Raw genomic sequence first — 18,383 nt, forward strand, 5'->3', positions numbered from 1 at the left:
GGCGTCAAAAATACGCAAGACCTAAGCAGTAAAAGCGACAAAAATATGACACTCGTTCAGTATTATGTGACAAGCGCAGTTCAACTAACGGGGTAATTTGTGGATTGCGTAGAAGATTTGAACAAACAGTCACGGGGTCTCTTGTTTAATAGATTAATTTGGATAGGCTTCTAGGTATAAGCTTTGCATAGAGCAAGGTAGATAAAGTATCTAACAACAATTAGTGGAAACGGGAATAGCGGATGTTTAATAACAAACAAATATTGATTACGGGTGGTACCGGTTCATTTGGCAAAAAGTTTGTTAAGTTGCTTTTAAAAGAGTACCAACCCAAACGCGTTATTATCTATTCTCGTGATGAACTAAAACAATATGAAATGCAGCAGGAGTTTAATCAACCCTGTATGCGCTACTTCATTGGTGATGTAAGAGACAAACAGCGCATTACCATGGCAATGCGTGGCGTAGATTTTGTTATTCATGCGGCGGCATTAAAACAAGTGCCAGCCGCTGAGTACAATCCAATGGAGTGCATTAAAACAAATATCAACGGTGCCGAAAATGTCATCGACGCCGCACTATACAACAACGTAAAAAAAGTCATCGCTCTTTCTACAGATAAAGCAGCTAATCCAATCAACTTATACGGCGCCACTAAACTTGCGTCCGACAAGTTATTTGTTGCGGCAAATAATATTGCTGGAGACCAAGATACCAGTTTTGCGGTGGTTCGTTACGGCAACGTGGTTGGCTCACGCGGCAGCGTAGTACCTTTCTTTCAACGACTAATAGATGAAGGTGCAGAGTCTTTACCGATTACACATCAGGATATGACGCGCTTTTGGATTACCCTAGAACAAGGCGTACAGTTTGTAGTAGATAACTTTAAACGTATGCATGGTGGCGAGATTTATGTCCCTAAAATACCCTCAGTTAAAATCGTTGACCTAGCAAAAGCGATGGCGCCAGACTTGGCTACCCATATCATCGGTATTAGGCCTGGGGAAAAACTTCACGAAGTAATGTGCCCAGCCGATGACTCTTACCACACTTTTGAGTTTGATGATCATTACGTCATTGCGCCGTCGATCTCCTTCAGTAGTCGCACCAATGATTTTCAAAAAAATGCATTAGGCGAAGGCGGCAAAAAGGTTGAAGTAGGAATGGAGTACAACTCTTTATCTAACCCACATTATCTTTCGGTTGAGCAAATTAAAGAGCTTCGATAGGCCATGAGCACTCCAATTCATTACGGTAAGCAACAAATCGACCAAGATGATGTGCAAGCGGTTGTCGATACGCTCAACTCAGCGTTTCTCACCCAAGGGCCGCAGGTTGCTCAATTTGAACGGAGCTTAGCAAACTACGTAGGTTGCAAACATGCCATTGCCTGCAGCAATGGAACCGCAGCACTTCATTTGGCTTGCTTGGCCTTAGCCGTTGAGCAAGGTGATATAGTTTGGACTTCTGCCATCAGTTTCGTGGCGTCTGCTAACTGCGCGCTTTATTGCGGAGCAAGCATTAGCTTTATAGACATTGATACAAACACCGGCAATATTTCGCTTACGGCGTTAGCCAACAAGCTACAACACGCTGAAAAAACCAATTCGCTTCCCAAGGCTATAGTTGTTGTCCATTTAGCGGGGAACAGTTGCGACATGCAAGCTATACATAAGCTCTGCCATCCCTTGGGCATTAAAATTATAGAAGATGCATGCCATGCACTAGGCGCTAGTTATCAAGGAGCTAAAGTAGGCTGCGGAAAGTATAGTGATTGCTGTGTATTTAGTTTTCACCCAGTTAAAAGCATTACCAGCGCTGAAGGTGGGATGATAACCACTAATGACTCAAGCCTAGCCAAGCGCCTAAAACAACTAGCATCTCACGGCATCACCAAAGAGTCGCAAGACCTTCAGCAGCCAGGGCAACCTCAGTGGTATTACGAACAACAAAGTTTAGGTTACAACTACCGATTGTCTGACTTGCAAGCTGCACTTGGTTTAAGTCAGTTAGCAAAACTCGATACTTTCATCGAACGCAGACAGCAGATATTTAATAACTACCAGGAAGCATTTAACACCCATAAGTTAAGCCTTCTTAAACAAAATGAGGAAGGCGAAAGTGCTCACCACCTCGTCGTGATACTCATTCCAAACAACCAACGAGATGCTGTGTATCAACAGTTAGCTGACAAAAAAATTCATTGTCAGTTGCACTATATGCCTATTTATCGCCAGCCCTTTCACCGTATAAGTGATGCTGAAATAGAAACATTTTCTGGAGCTGAGCAATACTTTTCGAGTGCCTTATCTCTGCCCGTGTATCCCGACTTGAGCCATCAACAGCAACAACGAGTGATTGAGTCTTTGTTGGAGATTGTTAATGAATAAAAGCTTGTGTGTCATCCCTGCAAGAGGCGGCAGTAAACGCATTCCTCAAAAAAATATCCGTGATTTTTGTGGCAAGCCGATGATTGCTTGGTCGATAGAGGCAGCTATAAATAGCCAATTGTTTGACGAAGTTATCGTATCAAGTGATAGCACTGAAATCATTAATATTGCCAAGCAATATGGAGCGAGCACCCCCTTTGTTCGTCCCGCAGATTTAGCTAACGATCATGCGGGTACAACAGCAGTGGTCAAACATGCTGTAAATGAACTCGATCCAGACAACTTACTTTACTCAAGAATTTGCTGCTTATACGCCACAGCCCCGTTTGTTACAACAAGTGGATTACAGCAAGCAGCAAAAAACATTGACAATCCAAAGTGTAAAACCAGCTTTTCTGCTTCCAGCTTTGCCTTTCCAATTCAACGAGCAATCAAAATGAAGGGTGAAGGAGTAAGTCCATTTCAACCAGAGTTAATGGGGCAACGCTCGCAAGACTTAGAACCCGCCTATCACGATGCAGGACAGTTTTATTGGTGGACGCGCGAAGCGCTTAACGAAAATGCAGCTATGTTTTCTCAAAGTTCATATCCTGTGATATTACCGAGAATATTGACTCAAGATATAGACGACCAAGAAGACTGGGAAATGGCACAATTCTTGTTTAGTTATTTAAATCAGAAGAGCTGAGGCCAAGATTTGGCGCTGTAAACTTATATTTCTAAAGCTTTTCCCGCATTAACCGATAGCAATTAAGAATATCCATGATAAGGGGCTCTAAATAATGACGCAAAAATCACGAACCGAGCCTCTTTTAGTGCAGTGTCCCAGCCTGCCAGATCGGGAGCTTCTTAACTCTTATATTGACCGAATATATAAAGCAAAATGGATCACTAATAATGGACAACTCGTTCAAGAGCTAGAAAAAACCTTGAGTGATTTTTTAGACGTCCCTTTCTTGGTATTGACCGCTAATGGTACCTCAGCTTTACAATTGGCTTTAAAGCTTTACAACATAGACCAAGAAGTCATTACCACGCCGTTTACTTTCGCCGCCACTGGCCAAGCAATAGACTGGGTAGGAGCGAAAGCCGTATTTGCAGATATAGATAGCAATAGCTTGTGTTTGTCACCTAAGTCTGTAGCAAAAAAGATAACAAAACACACTCAAGCTATATTGCCTGTAAACGTTTACGGTCGTACCGCGCACAACCAAGAGTTTGAAAATCTCGCTCAACAACACCAATTAAAGCTAATTTATGATGGTGCTCAAAGCTTCTCAGCCCCTAGCCTTCACCAAAAATTAGCATTAAGTAGTGGTGACGCGACAGCTTTAAGCTTTCATGCAACGAAAATTTTTAACACCATTGAAGGTGGTGCGCTGATTCTAAAAAGCGAACGGGATTATAAAAAAGCCAAATCTCTAATAAACTTTGGCTTCGCAGAGGGCTTGCCTAGTGCGACAGGCACCAATGCTAAAATGAACGAATTTGAAGCAGCATTTGGGCTCGCTAACTTAACAGCAGTTAATAAGCAGATTCAGATAAGAAAAACTCTAACCAAAGAATACTTTAAACAGTTAAAAGACATCGACGAACGTCAGAAAATTCGCATAATCAAATCTCCAAACTATGCTTATATGCCGATTCAATTTGCCGATGAAGCATCTCTTTTTAAAGCGGATGAAATACTTAAGCAACACAATATATTTGGTCGTCGCTATTTTCACCCTCTTCAGCCAGGCTGCGACCCCTTAACTTTACCAATAGCGAATTCTGTATCAAGCAGAGCATACTGCCTCCCGCTTCATGGGAACATGACCATACAAGATGTTAAAGAAATAGCTCTATTACTAAAACATGCATTACAGTCATCAGGTTTTGCCTCCCAAGCTTGAGATTTTATTATTCTAAGAATCTAGCTAGACGAGTACCTTTCAAATCTGCATATATCTCATCGACTATATGTGCGGGTAAGTGCTCTCGCCAAGGTTGGCTAGCTAACAACACAGGATTTTTGTAAACGGAATAATAATCATCAGAGTGAGAAGCGCCACTTTCAACAACAAAATCCCTAGTGTTTGATTGCCACGGCAAACCGACAAATTTAAACAAATCTTGCATTTTGTTGCTAGTATCCACGAGCAGACCTTCATAATATTGAACGATAAATCGGTTTGGATATTTCTCTGCTAAATCTAGATAGAGATTGGCGACTTCTTTCCATTTGTAAAAGCCAAAATAATCTTCATTCCCCTGATTTTTACAGTTACCAAATCGCCATTCTTTTTCTATGTCTGCCCCTTTAGGAAACTCCTTTTCATTTCTCATCCAAGAGCTGATCACAGCACATGGGTGACGGATTAAGCCAACGCCATAAAGATAAGGTACTTTTCTCATCATTGGTTCTATGACCGATTGATATCTATTCTCCTTAAAAGCCAAAATAGAGTTTGTACTGTTTTTTTCAAAGTCCGGGTATGTTCCTGACAGCACCTTATCTTCTTGAACCAGAAATGAAGAGTCATTAAGCGCCATTTGCTCAAACAGTTGAGAAAAATCCGCCGCACTAGAGTCTTCATTCACTGCGTTTTTAAACTCATAGGCAAATAAAGGTTGAAAACGAAAAGTGACATCGGGCGAGCTATTGAAAACCTGGCCTAACCAACTAGTACCACTTCTAGCGACACCTGCAATATATATTACTTTCTTTAAGTTCATTTCTTTTCAGCCTTCATATCAAAACGAAAGTGAGCATAAATCTGTTCATTAGGTTGGTCCCATGCTCTAGGTTCTGCTAAGCCGGTGAATTCGCTTAATTTACATAACCACTGTTTCTCAAACCATGTTCCAACAACATCATTTCGTTCCTCGCAACGCTCAAAATAGAAATGCTCGCGTTCCTTACTGTTGTAAAAGTCCCAAAGTTTGCTCTTATCAGGAATATCACCAACAAATAACATTCCATTCGGCTTCAACCAATGACTAAATTTCTTGAACAAGCTAATAACTTCATCTTCCGAAAAATATTGAATTCCGGCATAAAGAATGATTTTACTAAAAGAATGTTTAGGAAAGTCCAAAGATAGTAAGTCTGTACATATAGCCTCAACATTAGGTAATTTTAAAGCGTTAAGCTGCTGTATAAACTCTGGAGTTACATCGACACTAGTGACGCTCTGACATTTGTCGGAAAAGTATTGAGTGATCAATCCATTCCCGCAACATAAATCTAGTAACACATCTTTATCATTAACCTCAAAAGTGTTCTGCAAGTATTCTAAGGTGTTTGCCCAAACAGACTCTGATACGACCTCTTTATTAGACGTCCTTAATACCTGCTCTTGAGCTTGATGGCCACTAGTTGACTTCCCGTGTTCTTTCCAAAATTGAGTCCACTTGATTGAAGACACACTACCTCTCCATGTTTTTTAATAAAGGAATAAGCATATCAGCCATTAATTGCATGTGCTCTCTCTCGTACCGGTGGTCAATAGGCAGCGGCAAAAGGCGGGCTGCTAAATCGTTCTCACACTCGAATCCATTAAGCTCTCTTTTACAAACGTCTTCCCATAGCTTAGGAATATAAATACCCTGCTGATGGAATTGGGTTAACTCGATTTTAGATGCTGGTAATAAAGGGTAACAAAAAGGTGACATGCTAGATTTTGTTAGCTTCAGCTGGTTATATTCATCAAGAAGCGATGACAAGTAGGTGAAATTGGCGAGCCTTTTTTTCATCACTCGGTATAAATCTAAGCTTTTCAAACTAGATTCGGTAGCTTTTGACATGCGATGAATCGAGCAATCAAGCGACGCTTCATAGCTTTGGTATAGCTTAAACGCTTCATTCTGCTTTCCAGCTAAACGCAACTTACAATGCTGATTCGAGGAGTTAAAAAACGAGTACTTCGATAAATCTAGTTCCTTAGGCGAAAATAACAGTGCGCCATCACCAACACCAAAGTACTTTCTAAGTGATGTAAACGACCAACATTCAGAGTTTTCGAACCCAAACAAATTATGTGTATCATCGAGTATCAATTTATCGGAACCAAAGTGCTCAAGTAGATATTGAGTATATTGTTGTTTTAAACCAAAGTAATTAGTCCATAAAAACAATTCACCATCTTGTAGGCTAGGTAAACTCTGTGGCTCTAAATTGTAATCAATAGCATAATATGTAGTTCGAACACCCAATTGCCTAAATGGTTCTAAGGTTGCATCGCATGTATAGAAGGGCACATAAACATGTTTTGGCCTAACCGTCGTCAACATTAGCGCTAAGCACGCTCTGCCAGTAGATAGCGGGTAGAATGAGCCACTTGAAAAATAGCTATCTTCTGTAGTTTCCTGCTCAAAAAAACCGCCAATATGATTCATAATAGTAACTCTGAAAGCTTTTTCTTAATCCCGTTACACACATATTCAACTTGCTCAAAACTGATGTCTTGATGTAGCGGCAAATTGAGAATACTGTTTGAAATACAGTAGGATTGGGGGAACTTATCTCGCTCAATCTCGTCGATTAAGCGGTAGTAAAGCGCAATTGTTGGTATATCAATATCGAATAGAGAAAAATAGAGTTTTTCTCTAAGCCCATTATCAATAAACAAGGGAAAGCTGTGCGGTGTATCATCAATATGTGGATACATAACCCTTAGCCCGGAAACATCTTTTAATATCGAAGAGTAGTACTGATAGTTTCGCTTTCGAATTTCACTATACTTAGTCAAATCACTAGACAGAAGTTCAGAAATGACCGAGTCATCACAAGCTAAACTTTTAGGTACATGTGGCAAAACACAATCATGATTCGCTCTTAATAAACCACCAGATTGCACAGCAATAGCCTTGTGCAAACTATAAAAAGCATAGTCACCATAAGAGCCTAAGGAACTACCTTCTACATTTAAACATGCTACATGCGCGCAATCTTCGACCAATGTAACGTCATACTGTTTACATAAATTGCTAATCTTCTTTGTATCAGACTGTTCGATACCAAAATAGTGGACTAATAGTAGAACATCTATTTCACCAGATTTTATTATGTTCTCAATGCTCGATAAATCTGCGGCCAATCGTTCACTAAGTGAATAAAATTCAAAATCTAGATTTAGGCTTTGAATTGGATCAAAAATACCCGAACCTTCCCTATCCGTGATCCCTATGTAAGATGGCAATAATACTTTTCCATCCGCGATACCCAAAGACTGCAAAATCAATAACCACGCTGAACGCGCAGAATCAGTAGGACAAATACTAGAACTCGCCCGAATGCATTGCTGCGGATTGGTCAATACTTTACTTACCACTGTCTAGCAACTCCTGATGTGAACGTATTCGAAAATCTTCTTGTAGCGCTTTTTTAACATCACTTACTGAGTTCCACAACAACACATCTATTATTGACAAACCAGCCACAAAGTCTCGCTGCTGCGTATAGGGTTTAAGCTCGGTTTCTAAGAAACTTAACTTAATATTACTTTCATCAAACTCGCTTTGACGAAAGATACTTACTCCTCCACAGGGATTCACATATTCGTTAGCACCATAAAACTTCGCAATATTCAGCGCCCATTGCCCCGCGTGTTCAGCTTCATCTATTACGATATTTTCAGATGACTGAGTAACAATAGGGGTATCTATACCTAAATATTGTGCGGTGGTTATTAGACTATGGCTAAGCATTTCACTTAGCGACGTTGTATCCGAAGACAAACATTCATCCAACCAATCCATTGTTACTCTAAAATACGGTGCTTTCTTACGTAAGTATTCGAGTTTCCCCTTTACTTGCATTTGCCACTTCTGCTTGTTGTGAATAGAGATATCACAAATATTAGAAAACTGACCTCTCTTACTTAGAGGTACTGTAATAAATTGCCATTGCTTGCTTTGATCAGGGTGCAAAATTCGGTTTCTATTAACCCAACCTTTATCAATAAACTGAACTCGATCAAAAACCACCCATTTATCAACATGATTCATCAATTGGAAATAACCAATGTAAGGCATAAAGTAGGGTTGCATAATCCCAATTTTCACTTTCTATCTCCCGATGATACTTTGCACTCGATGGCATAAGCCCGAAAATGATAAAGCAATAATTGAACCACCATTTATACCTAGTTACACTAAATAATCACAATATATGCAAGATTTATTGAACAAGGTCCAAAATGGCAGATTTAGCTCCAATTATGGTCTCTACGTATAGCCGGCTTTCACATTTGAAAAAGACGATACGAGCACTGCAAAAAAATACGCTAGCAAAACAAAGCAATGTTTTCGTTTACTCCGACGCTGCAAAAAGAGGGGACGAAGACAAAATAGCGTTAGTTAGAGAGTATTTAAGATCTATTGCAGCTAAAAGCGGCTTTAAAAAACTAACAATTATCGAACGAAAAACTAACAGCCGAGTTTACAACAATAGGGAAGGCATCGCTCACTTGCTGGCTAAATACGGTCGGATGATTTTCCTAGAGGACGATATTGAAACAGCACCAGGCTTTATGGCTTTCATGAATGCTGCTTTAGATACCTATCGTAAGGATCCAAAAATCTTGAGCGTTAGTGGTTACTTACCTCCAATTAATACAAGTTACGTAACCGATGACTGTTTGTTCCTAAAGCGGTTTTCAGGTTGGGGAGTGGGATTTTGGGCAGGTAAATATGAAGACATTCAAGAAATTCAACTAACAGAATATAAGAAACTCCTAGGCTTACCTAACGAGCTAAATAGACTAAATCAAGAGTATGGTGAAGATTTACTTAACCGATTCAGAGCAGAAGCATATGGCCACCTAGACGGTGTAGACAACCGCGCCTGTTACCTCCAATTTCAGAAAAAACTTTTTAGCGTTCACCCCAAACAGTCTCTTGTTAACAATACTGGTAATGACGGGTCAGGTGTCCACAGTAGCATCAACAATAAGTTTGATGTGAATTTGTGGAAAAAAGTAAGCCATTTCAATTTAACTAATCAGCAGTTCATAGATCAAAACATAGATAAACAAATAGTAGATTTTTATCGCCCAGACCATCGCGATATGAGCCCCACTATTATCGAAAATATCCTTCAACAGCTAATTTCAGCTGAGGTACAAAGTGTATGCCTTTGGGGAACGGATATTCTAACGGAGATAATGTTGGAAGAAATCCACCATCACCCAATTATAATTCAATGTGTTATGGATTCGTGGGCAGAGAAAGGCCAATCGTTTAAAGGTTATGAGCTAATAACCCCAGCGCAAGCTATAGAGCGAGGAGAAAGAGACTTTGTAATCCTTTCGTTTGCATCTAGATCAAAAATGAAGCTAGCGGCAGAAAAAATGAGCTCGGAGCTAAGGATATTTATGTACCAAGAGTAATCAGCTAGAGCAATAAATGCTGGAAAGTTTGTAGCTTTACCTCAATAGTTGAAAGCCACTTGTATAATTCTCAAATTCTTAAAACAATGACTGTATATCTCCTGCGGACTTTGAGCAGCAGTATTCTGAAAACCTAGAAAGTGTCTAGGGTTCTCAGGCCTTACCAAACCTCTATTTTTTCAAGCTCACTCGGTCAACTAATATAGGTTACGCTGTACTACCGGCATCAACGGTAATGGTGGTTCCGGTAATAGCACTGGCCTCTTCGCTCAGTAGATAACAAACTGCTGAAGCCGCCTGATGTGGGCTAGCAAGCTTGCTTAAAGGAGTTCGGCGGCGTATTTTATCTAGCTTGTCACCTTCTAGTTTTTCTGTCATCTGGGTTTCCAAAAATCCAGGCGCGACACAATTTACGGTAATATTTGCTTTACCTAGCTCTCTAGCAAGCGAGCCGGTAAACCCTTGCAGGGCAGCTTTAGAAGCCGCATAAACACTCAGGCCATTAAACCCAGTATTAGCAATAATCGAAGAGATATTGATGACCCTACCCAGCTGGTTAAGTAACATTGGTCTAGTCAAATATTTAGTCATCAATATCGGGGACTGAATGTTGAGGCGCATTATTTGATCAATTTCACTGTCATGCATCGTCGCTAGTATTCCATCATGCCCAACCGCAGCATTATTAATAAGTGCATAAGGGCGGCCAAACTGCTTCACGATATCTCGACACAATTGAGGAATTTTGTCTAAATCAGCTAAATTGCTCTGTAGCCAGTCTAGCTGTTGAGGGTAGAGATTGGCTAGCTCGATGAGCCCATCACTATGCTGACGTGATAAGCCAAGCACCTTATAGCCTTGCTTCAGTAAAGCCTGACAAATAGCCAAACCAAGGCCTTGACTAGCGCCACTTACCACTACCAATTTACTATTATTCATTTCGTTTTACTTTACCTGTCAATGCTATATCAATGCTGTCCAGCCACCTGAAAAACATCGGTATTTGATAGCGTTGTAAGCTCCGATTGCAGTGTTCAAGTATGTGCTGTTGAGCTAGTTTGGGATCTTTCTCTGTGCACACAATATCTGCAGCAACCAACTGCCCCATAATTGGATTTGACTTGGGGTAAACCCTTGCATGAAGCACCAGAGGGCTTTGATGTAATACGTCTTCGATATACTCGGGATAAACTTTGTTACCACCAACATTTATCAAGCCGCTGCTGCGCCCTTGAAAATAGACTCTACCCTCTTTGACAGCCACTTTATCACCGGTATTAACATACTCTTGTTCCGCGTTAACTTTTAGCAATAGACAATCATCACTATCAATGCTTAACATTGGAAATCGCTTAGCGTTATTAAGCCAAGTTAGAGGAAACCCAGCTTGTCCATCAGAAACCGCAAAGCCTACCCCCAACTCAGAAGCTGCAAAAATATGAGAGACTTTGGCTTTGGGGAATAGACCCGTTACTTGGTCTAACAAACTTTGTTCCGCAATTTCACCACCAAGGCTTACAAACTTTGGATGTAAAGAATCAATACCTTCAGCCATCATCAAGCGTCGATAAATTGATGGTGTTGCAGAAATGGCATCCACACCGTTAGTAAGCATAATGTCTAACGATGTTTGCGGATTTGCATTAACGGCATCAACCAGTTTTGCACCGCTTAACAGGCTCTGCAACACAACTTGAATACCAGCAAATCGAGTCGCTTGATAAAGTAGCCCCCAACACAGGTCATTTTGCACCTCTCCGGTAACAACTGCCCTACTTAACTGTTGCAAAGTATGTGCATTCCAGCTCGGTATCCCAGTTGTGCCAGAGCTGGCAAACCACCACTTAGTTTCCTGCGGGTTAGCGCTTTGCTTATCTATATCAATCCTGCGTAACGCTTCCTCAGCGTTTACCCCATCAGGTAACAGCAGCAGATGTGCAACGTGACCATCAAAAGCCAGCAACTCGGTGACAAACTGGTGAATATTCTCAAAACTAACCACAATTTTATCGCGTGCAGGGCGAACTCTTCTTAATTCCTGTGCCGCGTTAATTAAGCTACGAAAACTGACATCTCCATCAAAGCCAAGAGCTATACGATCAGCAAATACAGTTACTGCTTGTTCAAGGTTTTTGTACATTATTTATTGGAGCTTTGCTGATAAATAGATAGAAATTCACCAAAAGTGCGAGGATAAACCGCCATTTCCATTTCACTAAATGGGTCAAGACCTAGCTCTTCTTCTAACTTGGCCACCAACAATGCAAAACCCAAAGAGTCCAAGCCACTTTCTAGTAACACGGTTTGACTATCGATATTCTCAATCAAGGTACAGCCACAAAGTTGAGCCGCGCTCTCAAAACATTCACGAATACGTTGTTCTAAATTCAAAATCATTCCTTATAAAGTAAAGCTAATATACTTTGCAGCTTCGGTAATCTGTTTTGGCAATTTAGCTAACACACTCGCGCGCTGCGCCTGCCACTTTGAAACCGGATATCTAAAATCATGAAGCAAGCAGCCACTCTCGGTTTTGCTACCCTCGATATTAGTGCTAGCGTTAAGCTGGTACTCAAATATTTCTCGGAGTTTTAACACTGAGGGATTGGTCGACAATACTTCAGCTTTCAATTGGTCTACAAATTGTTTCTGGTAGTTGGCGCTGTAGTCTAGGGCTGCTATCTCTAACAGCAAACCAGAGCCAGGCCAAACATTTGTCTCACCAAGATAACACCCCCACTCTAGTATTCCGGGCTCGGCTATATCAAAGTTAAGCACCCCAATAGGTCGATTATCTTGATGAAAAATAAAATAGTCGCAGTTTTTCTTTTCAGATAAACCAGCAAACCAAGCTTGATGATTTTCAAATGAGATAAGCTCACTATTTCTCATCATATTACGAACGCGATCTTGATTGCGCCAGCCAAGTACCAACTCCAATTGGCTAGATTCTATAGGACTAAATGTAGTACGGGGATAATGCTTGCTCAAAAAATGGGTTCCATGATTACGGTTGTTGGTATAATACTTTTTTTGTTGGCCATATAGGAACAGCCACACAAAATCTGAATCACCTTTTGCCGCTAAACTTGCCTAATATCACGATTGCTTCGACTGATCCTTTCCATCGCAGTGATAATTCGCTCAGGGCCGTATACATCCACAGTTTGTCTTGCAAAATCATGCATTTTTGATAAATCACTGGCCAACAAACAATCGAGCTTGTCACTAAGTTGTTGCTTTGCTGTGTCCACGCGAATATCAAAGGCAAGACACCAGCCAGAAGCTTCAAGCTCGCGGGCGGCTGTAACTTGGTTATCGGCCACAATCGCAAATACTGAAGGTACGCCTTGGCTAGCGAGTTCAAACATGGTTGAGCCAGCGGCTCCCATAGCAATCTTAGCTCTACCCATTAAATTCGCCATTTCTTTGGCGCTAAGGTTGCGATGTAGCGAAACCTTAGCAAGATTGGTGTTATTAAGATTGATATTCATCGCATCGGTTACAACTAAGTGAATATCGGTAAAGCCTGCACTGATGAGCGCTTCAACGGCATCCCAACTTAGGTTAGCTACGTCTGCCCCGCCAAAACTAACTAAGGCAATTTTTCGCTCGGAATAGTTTAGAAAGCTTTGTTCAAATTCAGAACGAAGTAAAACGTAGCGCAAACCTAGAAGTAACTCTGCGCGTGGGAAGGTTTCACAATAAAACGCCTTAAAAGCTTCTCCGTTAGGACTAACCAACAGCTGACTATCTAATTGATAGGCTTGTTGTAAATCATCAATATGCGCAAGCTGATCTGCAATACGATTAAATATTTCGCATTGTTGTTGAGTAAAATGGTAGCCATCGATAAACAACCACTCTGGCTTATTTATTAACGATTGATTAAGCAGTTGCTGATCACTATCAACATAGTTGAGCTCTACGCCTGTAGGCAAGTTAATGGTTATACGGCTAGTGGTGAACAGCTTAACCTTCCACCTTCTTGCTATGGCAGCATTAGCCAAGGCAGACATTCTTACCAAATGACCAAAGCCAATAGATGGGTTGGCGTCAAGCCTAATCCACAATTCCATTTAGGATAATAACTCCCAGCTAAGCGGAGTACCTTTATCTAAATCTTTTATGGCTTTGCGGCCCAGCACCACCTCCCAGTGTTTAGGTGGCATCCCTAAACCAGGTCTAACAATCTTTAGGTTTTGCGACGTTAATATGTCACCGGCTTTGATATCACAGCTGACATATATCGAGCGGCGGTACATCTTCGATTTCTCTTCCGCTGCGGTTCCCCCGTAACGTACCTCACCTAAGGCGAGCTTGGCACTATTACATTCTGTAACTAAGCTCTTCAGCTCGGCAGGCTCTAGTGAAAAGGCGGCATCAACCCCGCCAGCATTACGGTCAAGTACGAAGTGTTTTTCAATTACACAAGCTCCCATCACCATACTGGCAACACTCACCCCTATACCTAAGGTATGATCAGACAGCCCTACCAAACAATCGAAGCTTTGCTGCATGTGCGGAATGGTGGCTAAGTTAGTATTTTGAGCCGATGCCGGATAAGTACTGGTGCACTTAAGTAAGATAATTTGTTGATTACCCTGCGCACGAATAGTACGCATTGCTTCATCTATCTCCGCTAAGCTGGCCATCCCAGTTGACAAAATAATCGGCTTGCCAGTTTTAGCTATATACTCAATCAAAGGTAAATCGTTGTTCTCAAAAGATGCGATCTTGTAACAAGGCACATTAAGATCTTCCAACATATCTACTGCGTCTTTATCAAAAGGGGAACTAAAAGCAATCAGCCCTAGTGCGTTTGCATAAGAAAATAGGGCTTCGTGCCATTCATATGGAGTAGCAGCCTCTGCATATAACGAATGTAAATTTCGGCCCTGCCATAAATTGCTACCTTCGTTAATAACGAAACCTTCTTTATCTGTGTCTAAAGTCATACTATCAGCGGTATAACTTTGCAACTTTATCGCATCTACCCCGGCCTCTGCTGCTTGTTTAATCATTTCTTTGGCAATAGCAAAATCTTGCTGATGATTACCCGAAAGTTCGGCAATGATAAAAGGCTTTTCTTCACTGGATATGGTTTTACCAGCAATCCTAATTACTTGCATTGTTAAAATCTTACGAAGGTTACTTTGCTAAGACACTAGCAAGAACCACACCCAAAAACATTACTTTTTTCACACATTTCTACAGTGGCGTCATTCTTGCTTTTTAATTCACCAAGCTTAAGTTAAGGTTAACAAAACTATATTAGAGGGCCCAATTTATGGACGCAAAAGAGTTTACCGAATTGATGCAAAATTCCGCTAAAGATGCCGTGCTTTTTGCTCAAGAGGAGTATCAATTTAAGCTCGACTTCAGTCTAGAGAGCATTTCGCAGATTGACCAAATAATTGCCAAACTAAGTTTGCAAGTTTTAGATGATAAGGCTCTTTTTACCTACTCGTTTTTGCTTGGTTCTTATTTAGGCGAAGCCTATATAAAAACCTACGGCGGTCATTGGTTATATGAAGAAGAAACAGAAGATGAACCCCCGCAAACTTTCGTGGTAGACGGCGATAAAACTTTTGCTTTCCCCAGCAAAATATACCACTCATTAGTAGGGACAGAAGAACATACCATTGATGAGTATTTCGAAAAGATTGCCGAACAAACTAACGTTCAATAACATAAAAAATCCGCCTTACTTAAGGCGGTTTTTTACTTATTTTTGCGCCTGCTTCTCCCAGCTGGCTTTTTGAGAGGTAACATCCCAAGACTCAAAACTGTTTATATAATACTCTCTAGCGTCTTCGATATACCGCTTCCATATATCTCTACCTTCGTTAAATCGCTCGATACATAAGGTTTCATCTTCTGACGAAAATGCCAAACGAGTAAGATAGGTTAAACAAAAAGAAGCACTTCCTCGCATCAATGCAAAAAACAGCGAGTGTTTATTTGCAGAGCTCTGCTGTACGAATCTAAATTGGCTGTTGAGCAAATTTAGAATATCTTGCCAACTCTCAGTTGGCGCATCTAGAGAATCAAGAAAATGGTCACAATTATCAACAAACTCTTGCTGTTGGTATTGTTCTGAAAATAGTTGATACCAAGTATTGGTTTCACAGGTATATGCGTGTTGCATTAACAAAGACTTGAACGCAGGTTTATTAACGTTTTCACTCAGAATAATATTTTCACTTAATAATGCTTGTGTGCCGCCAATATAGGCACCATCACTGCAGTTAAATGCATCTACATCAGGGTACTCAGCAATAGTTTCTTCCATTACCTCGCGCGCAAAACGGAATTCGTACTTAGTGCTAACCCATTCTTGAAAGTTACCCTTAGCCCTAATCCCTGTTCCGTGCTTAGCGTAATTGTACAGCTCTTTTCCGGACTTTTCGTGAAAATAAGCAGAGTGCTTACTATGATGTTGCGTCGGGTCTTTAAAACCTAAATCAACGCCAAACATAAAGACTTGCTTAAAACCAAGTTTTAAGGCGTAAGCTAAGGCACTGTTTGACACAGTAGGGTAAGAATACAGAATATCCTCTAAGTCATTAGTCCCTTTAATCGTATCTTGATACATCAAAGTGGCAGCTTCACCACGTTTTAAACATATGAAAGCTTGATTAAACATTGAAACAACATCGGGGTGAACGCCGTTTACGCTGAGTAAGTCAATGCCTTTAACCCACTCGGGATCGTTTACCTGCTCAATCCACTCTACCGTTGCTCTGGTTTGTTCAACCTCAGCATGAAAATCAGGTTTGATACCCAATTTGTAAAGAGTCTTTAAACAAGTACCACAGGAAATAATAATCGCATGATCCTGGTGCTGTTTTAAGTGCTCAATATTGTCATCTAGCGACGGACCATTACCCACGATAAATACAGGTGTATTATTAAGGATTTCCGCCACTTGAGTGCCTTTATTTTTTTTCAGGTGGTAGCAGTTTCTTTTAAATGCTTCGTTAGTATGAGAGATATTAAACATTGCATGATCAAAGTATTCACCAATGTTCATTAGAACCCTAAATTGCTCTCGAGTGCTGCGGATTGCTTCATCCATAACACGATGGAAGTAGCTCACGTAGAAAAAGGTGTATGACAGTATGTTTATACCTTGCTGCTGAAGCCGGGTATGTAAATCGTTAAACATATTGCTGCCATCATCACCAATATTTAGGTAGATGTTTTGCTCATTGTCTTCAACTTTTTCCAGAATCGCGCTCCAATCAGTCAAGAGCAAAGAAGCAGTAAAGTAATCAATGTTGGGCTCATACAAAATGAAATAATCGACATCATGGCCAAGCATGATAGATTCGATTTGATACCCTGCTCCGCAGCCATACATGATGAAAGAAGGCAAACGCTTGGGTAATTGAGTTCTAGACTCTTGCGGTAAAGCAGACACTAACTCTTTAAGCTCATCTGAGCGCTTGTAATGAATGTATGGGCTTGGCTTACGAAGACTCTTACGTGCATCCAAGGTTTCGAGCTTAGGATTAGAACTATAGTAGTCAAAATAAAGCTGGCTTTCTTCTTTAGGGCTATTGTTAAACAAGCAAACCCCATAGTCCGTATCCAGTAAATTTACTTCACCACTAGGCATTACAAACGGAACCCAACGCTGTTGCTGATAACTTAAGCACTGCGCGTATATGTCAGGCATTCTTTCAGCGAAGGCAAGTAAGTTACGTTCTCTACGAGAATTTAGCTGTTCAGACAGCTGGTCTATTTCCTGTTCAGACTTATCACAACCAAGATAACGATTCAGCCCAAAGCAGCACTCAAAACCTCTATCTTCATCTTCATTTGGCCAACGAATTTTATCAATATTCGAGAAGCTTAAACTGCGAGTAGCAAAGCCAAATTCTAGTGCATTAAAAGGAGCGTAATTGTAGTGCTTAAACAAGAAAAACTTAGATTCGTCTGATTCTTCTTGCCACTGCTGCACAGATTGCAACATCTGTTGGTCGGTTTCACCTGTTATTAAGGTCAGTTTACAGTCTTGATTTTGCAAGTAATTAACTACTCTCAGCCAGTTAGCACTGTATAAAGAGACGGCTAACAGATCCCATTCGGGCTCTATCAACAATACTCGTTTCCAAGCCTTCATCTGCAGCAATCTATCAATATGTAAACCTAAACCACAGCCCAAAATGACGAGACAATCAGACTGTTCATCAACCCCACAATACTGAGCTTCTAAGCCGGGATATATATTTTCTATTGTGCCAAAAACATCTTGCTTCGGTATGTCAGCAAGATTGTTCTCAGAATCAACCAATAAGCCTTTATCTTGAAAGTCAGCTAATTGCTGATTAACTTGAATCGTGGGAGAAATATCATAAAGCGCGCGACCTTTAGTTACGTTTACAATATTAAGGTGCTTCTTTCGAGTAATAAAAGGAGAGTATTGAGCCGTGGGGTGACGATGTAACTTCTCGGCTAACTCAGGGGAGTATTGCGCCAATGCATTAAGATTTATTTGAAACTTTCGTTTGATGACTGGTGTTACAGTGGCTTCTATTTTTTGTTGAGTTTCATCATCGCCACTAACTTGAAAATCAATATTTCTTAGCATTTTGTTCCCTAAAAAAGAATA

18 protein-coding genes are annotated in these 18,383 nt (G+C 40.7%); 6 read left to right on the plus strand and 12 right to left on the minus strand.

What is annotated here, in order from left to right; all coding sequences use genetic code 11:
- Positions 1-242 precede the first annotated feature (242 nt).
- The 4 genes from pseB to K5609_RS12900 all read left to right on the plus strand — a co-directional run bounded on the left by pseB (position 243) and on the right by K5609_RS12900 (position 4,285).
- Entirely contained in the window at positions 243-1,229 is a 987-nt protein-coding gene (gene pseB, locus K5609_RS12885) for a UDP-N-acetylglucosamine 4,6-dehydratase (inverting) (RefSeq protein WP_221074002.1), read from the plus strand.
- A 3-nt stretch (positions 1,230-1,232) separates the two neighbouring features.
- Positions 1,233-2,390, plus strand: coding sequence for a UDP-4-amino-4,6-dideoxy-N-acetyl-beta-L-altrosamine transaminase (gene pseC, locus K5609_RS12890; RefSeq protein ID WP_221074003.1), 1,158 nt, complete (start codon positions 1,233-1,235; stop codon positions 2,388-2,390).
- Entirely contained in the window at positions 2,383-3,078 is a 696-nt protein-coding gene (gene pseF, locus K5609_RS12895; protein WP_221074004.1) for a pseudaminic acid cytidylyltransferase, read from the plus strand. The genes pseC and pseF overlap by 8 nt, the downstream gene beginning before the upstream one ends.
- Before the next feature lie 94 nt (positions 3,079-3,172).
- The gene (locus K5609_RS12900) at positions 3,173-4,285 is read left to right on the plus strand and encodes a DegT/DnrJ/EryC1/StrS family aminotransferase (RefSeq protein ID WP_221074005.1); all 1,113 of its coding nucleotides are present in this window, start codon (positions 3,173-3,175) and stop codon (positions 4,283-4,285) included.
- 7 nt (positions 4,286-4,292) lie between these two features.
- Here the strand turns inward: K5609_RS12900 and K5609_RS12905 are convergent, their stop codons facing one another.
- The 5 genes from K5609_RS12905 to K5609_RS12925 are packed head-to-tail and all read right to left on the minus strand — an operon-like array spanning position 4,293 to position 8,438.
- Positions 4,293-5,108 carry a sulfotransferase gene (locus K5609_RS12905; protein ID WP_221074006.1) on the minus strand — a complete coding sequence of 272 codons (816 nt, stop codon included), beginning with the start codon at positions 5,106-5,108 and terminating at the stop codon, positions 4,293-4,295.
- Positions 5,105-5,800 carry a class I SAM-dependent methyltransferase gene (locus K5609_RS12910; protein WP_221074007.1) on the minus strand — a complete coding sequence of 232 codons (696 nt, stop codon included), beginning with the start codon at positions 5,798-5,800 and terminating at the stop codon, positions 5,105-5,107. The genes K5609_RS12905 and K5609_RS12910 overlap by 4 nt, the downstream gene beginning before the upstream one ends.
- 1 nt (position 5,801) lies before the next feature.
- Positions 5,802-6,770, minus strand: coding sequence for a hypothetical protein (locus K5609_RS12915; RefSeq protein WP_221074008.1), 969 nt, complete (start codon positions 6,768-6,770; stop codon positions 5,802-5,804).
- Entirely contained in the window at positions 6,767-7,705 is a 939-nt protein-coding gene (locus K5609_RS12920) for a DegT/DnrJ/EryC1/StrS family aminotransferase (RefSeq protein WP_221074009.1), read from the minus strand. The genes K5609_RS12915 and K5609_RS12920 overlap by 4 nt, the downstream gene beginning before the upstream one ends.
- Positions 7,695-8,438 (minus strand): WbqC family protein, encoded by a 744-nt coding sequence (locus tag K5609_RS12925; protein ID WP_221074010.1) that lies wholly within the window; start codon positions 8,436-8,438, stop codon positions 7,695-7,697. Before K5609_RS12925 ends, K5609_RS12920 begins: the two co-directional genes overlap by 11 nt.
- A 134-nt stretch (positions 8,439-8,572) precedes the next feature.
- Between K5609_RS12925 and K5609_RS12930 the strand changes: the two genes are divergently transcribed.
- The gene (locus K5609_RS12930) at positions 8,573-9,763 is read left to right on the plus strand and encodes a glycosyltransferase family protein (RefSeq protein WP_221074011.1); all 1,191 of its coding nucleotides are present in this window, start codon (positions 8,573-8,575) and stop codon (positions 9,761-9,763) included.
- A gap of 207 nt (positions 9,764-9,970) precedes the next feature.
- Here the strand turns inward: K5609_RS12930 and K5609_RS12935 are convergent, their stop codons facing one another.
- The 6 genes from K5609_RS12935 to pseI all read right to left on the minus strand — a co-directional run bounded on the left by K5609_RS12935 (position 9,971) and on the right by pseI (position 14,895).
- Positions 9,971-10,702, minus strand: coding sequence for an SDR family NAD(P)-dependent oxidoreductase (locus tag K5609_RS12935; RefSeq protein ID WP_221074012.1), 732 nt, complete (start codon positions 10,700-10,702; stop codon positions 9,971-9,973).
- Positions 10,695-11,903 (minus strand): AMP-binding protein, encoded by a 1,209-nt coding sequence (locus tag K5609_RS12940; RefSeq protein ID WP_221074013.1) that lies wholly within the window; start codon positions 11,901-11,903, stop codon positions 10,695-10,697. The genes K5609_RS12935 and K5609_RS12940 overlap by 8 nt, the downstream gene beginning before the upstream one ends.
- Positions 11,903-12,154, minus strand: a complete 252-nt coding sequence (locus K5609_RS12945) for an acyl carrier protein (RefSeq protein WP_221074014.1) — start codon at positions 12,152-12,154, stop codon at positions 11,903-11,905. The genes K5609_RS12940 and K5609_RS12945 overlap by 1 nt, the downstream gene beginning before the upstream one ends.
- 9 nt (positions 12,155-12,163) lie before the next feature.
- Positions 12,164-12,754, minus strand: a complete 591-nt coding sequence (gene pseH, locus K5609_RS12950) for a UDP-4-amino-4,6-dideoxy-N-acetyl-beta-L-altrosamine N-acetyltransferase (RefSeq protein ID WP_221074015.1) — start codon at positions 12,752-12,754, stop codon at positions 12,164-12,166.
- A gap of 92 nt (positions 12,755-12,846) precedes the next feature.
- Positions 12,847-13,842: a hypothetical protein gene (locus tag K5609_RS12955; protein ID WP_221074016.1), complete on the minus strand. Its 996-nt coding sequence runs from the start codon at positions 13,840-13,842 to the stop codon at positions 12,847-12,849.
- Positions 13,843-14,895, minus strand: coding sequence for a pseudaminic acid synthase (gene pseI / locus K5609_RS12960; protein WP_221074017.1), 1,053 nt, complete (start codon positions 14,893-14,895; stop codon positions 13,843-13,845). It lies immediately after the preceding gene.
- Between the two features lie 158 nt (positions 14,896-15,053).
- Between pseI and K5609_RS12965 the strand changes: the two genes are divergently transcribed.
- Positions 15,054-15,455 (plus strand): hypothetical protein, encoded by a 402-nt coding sequence (locus K5609_RS12965; protein WP_221074018.1) that lies wholly within the window; start codon positions 15,054-15,056, stop codon positions 15,453-15,455.
- Positions 15,456-15,491: 36 nt separating this feature from the next.
- Here the strand turns inward: K5609_RS12965 and K5609_RS12970 are convergent, their stop codons facing one another.
- On the minus strand, positions 15,492-18,362 hold the full coding sequence (locus tag K5609_RS12970) for a motility associated factor glycosyltransferase family protein (protein WP_221074019.1): 2,871 nt from the start codon (positions 18,360-18,362) through the stop codon (positions 15,492-15,494).
- Between the last annotated feature and the right edge of the window lie 21 nt (positions 18,363-18,383).

The organism is Agarivorans aestuarii (genome assembly GCF_019670125.1).
GTDB classification, from domain to species: domain Bacteria; phylum Pseudomonadota; class Gammaproteobacteria; order Enterobacterales; family Celerinatantimonadaceae; genus Agarivorans; species Agarivorans aestuarii.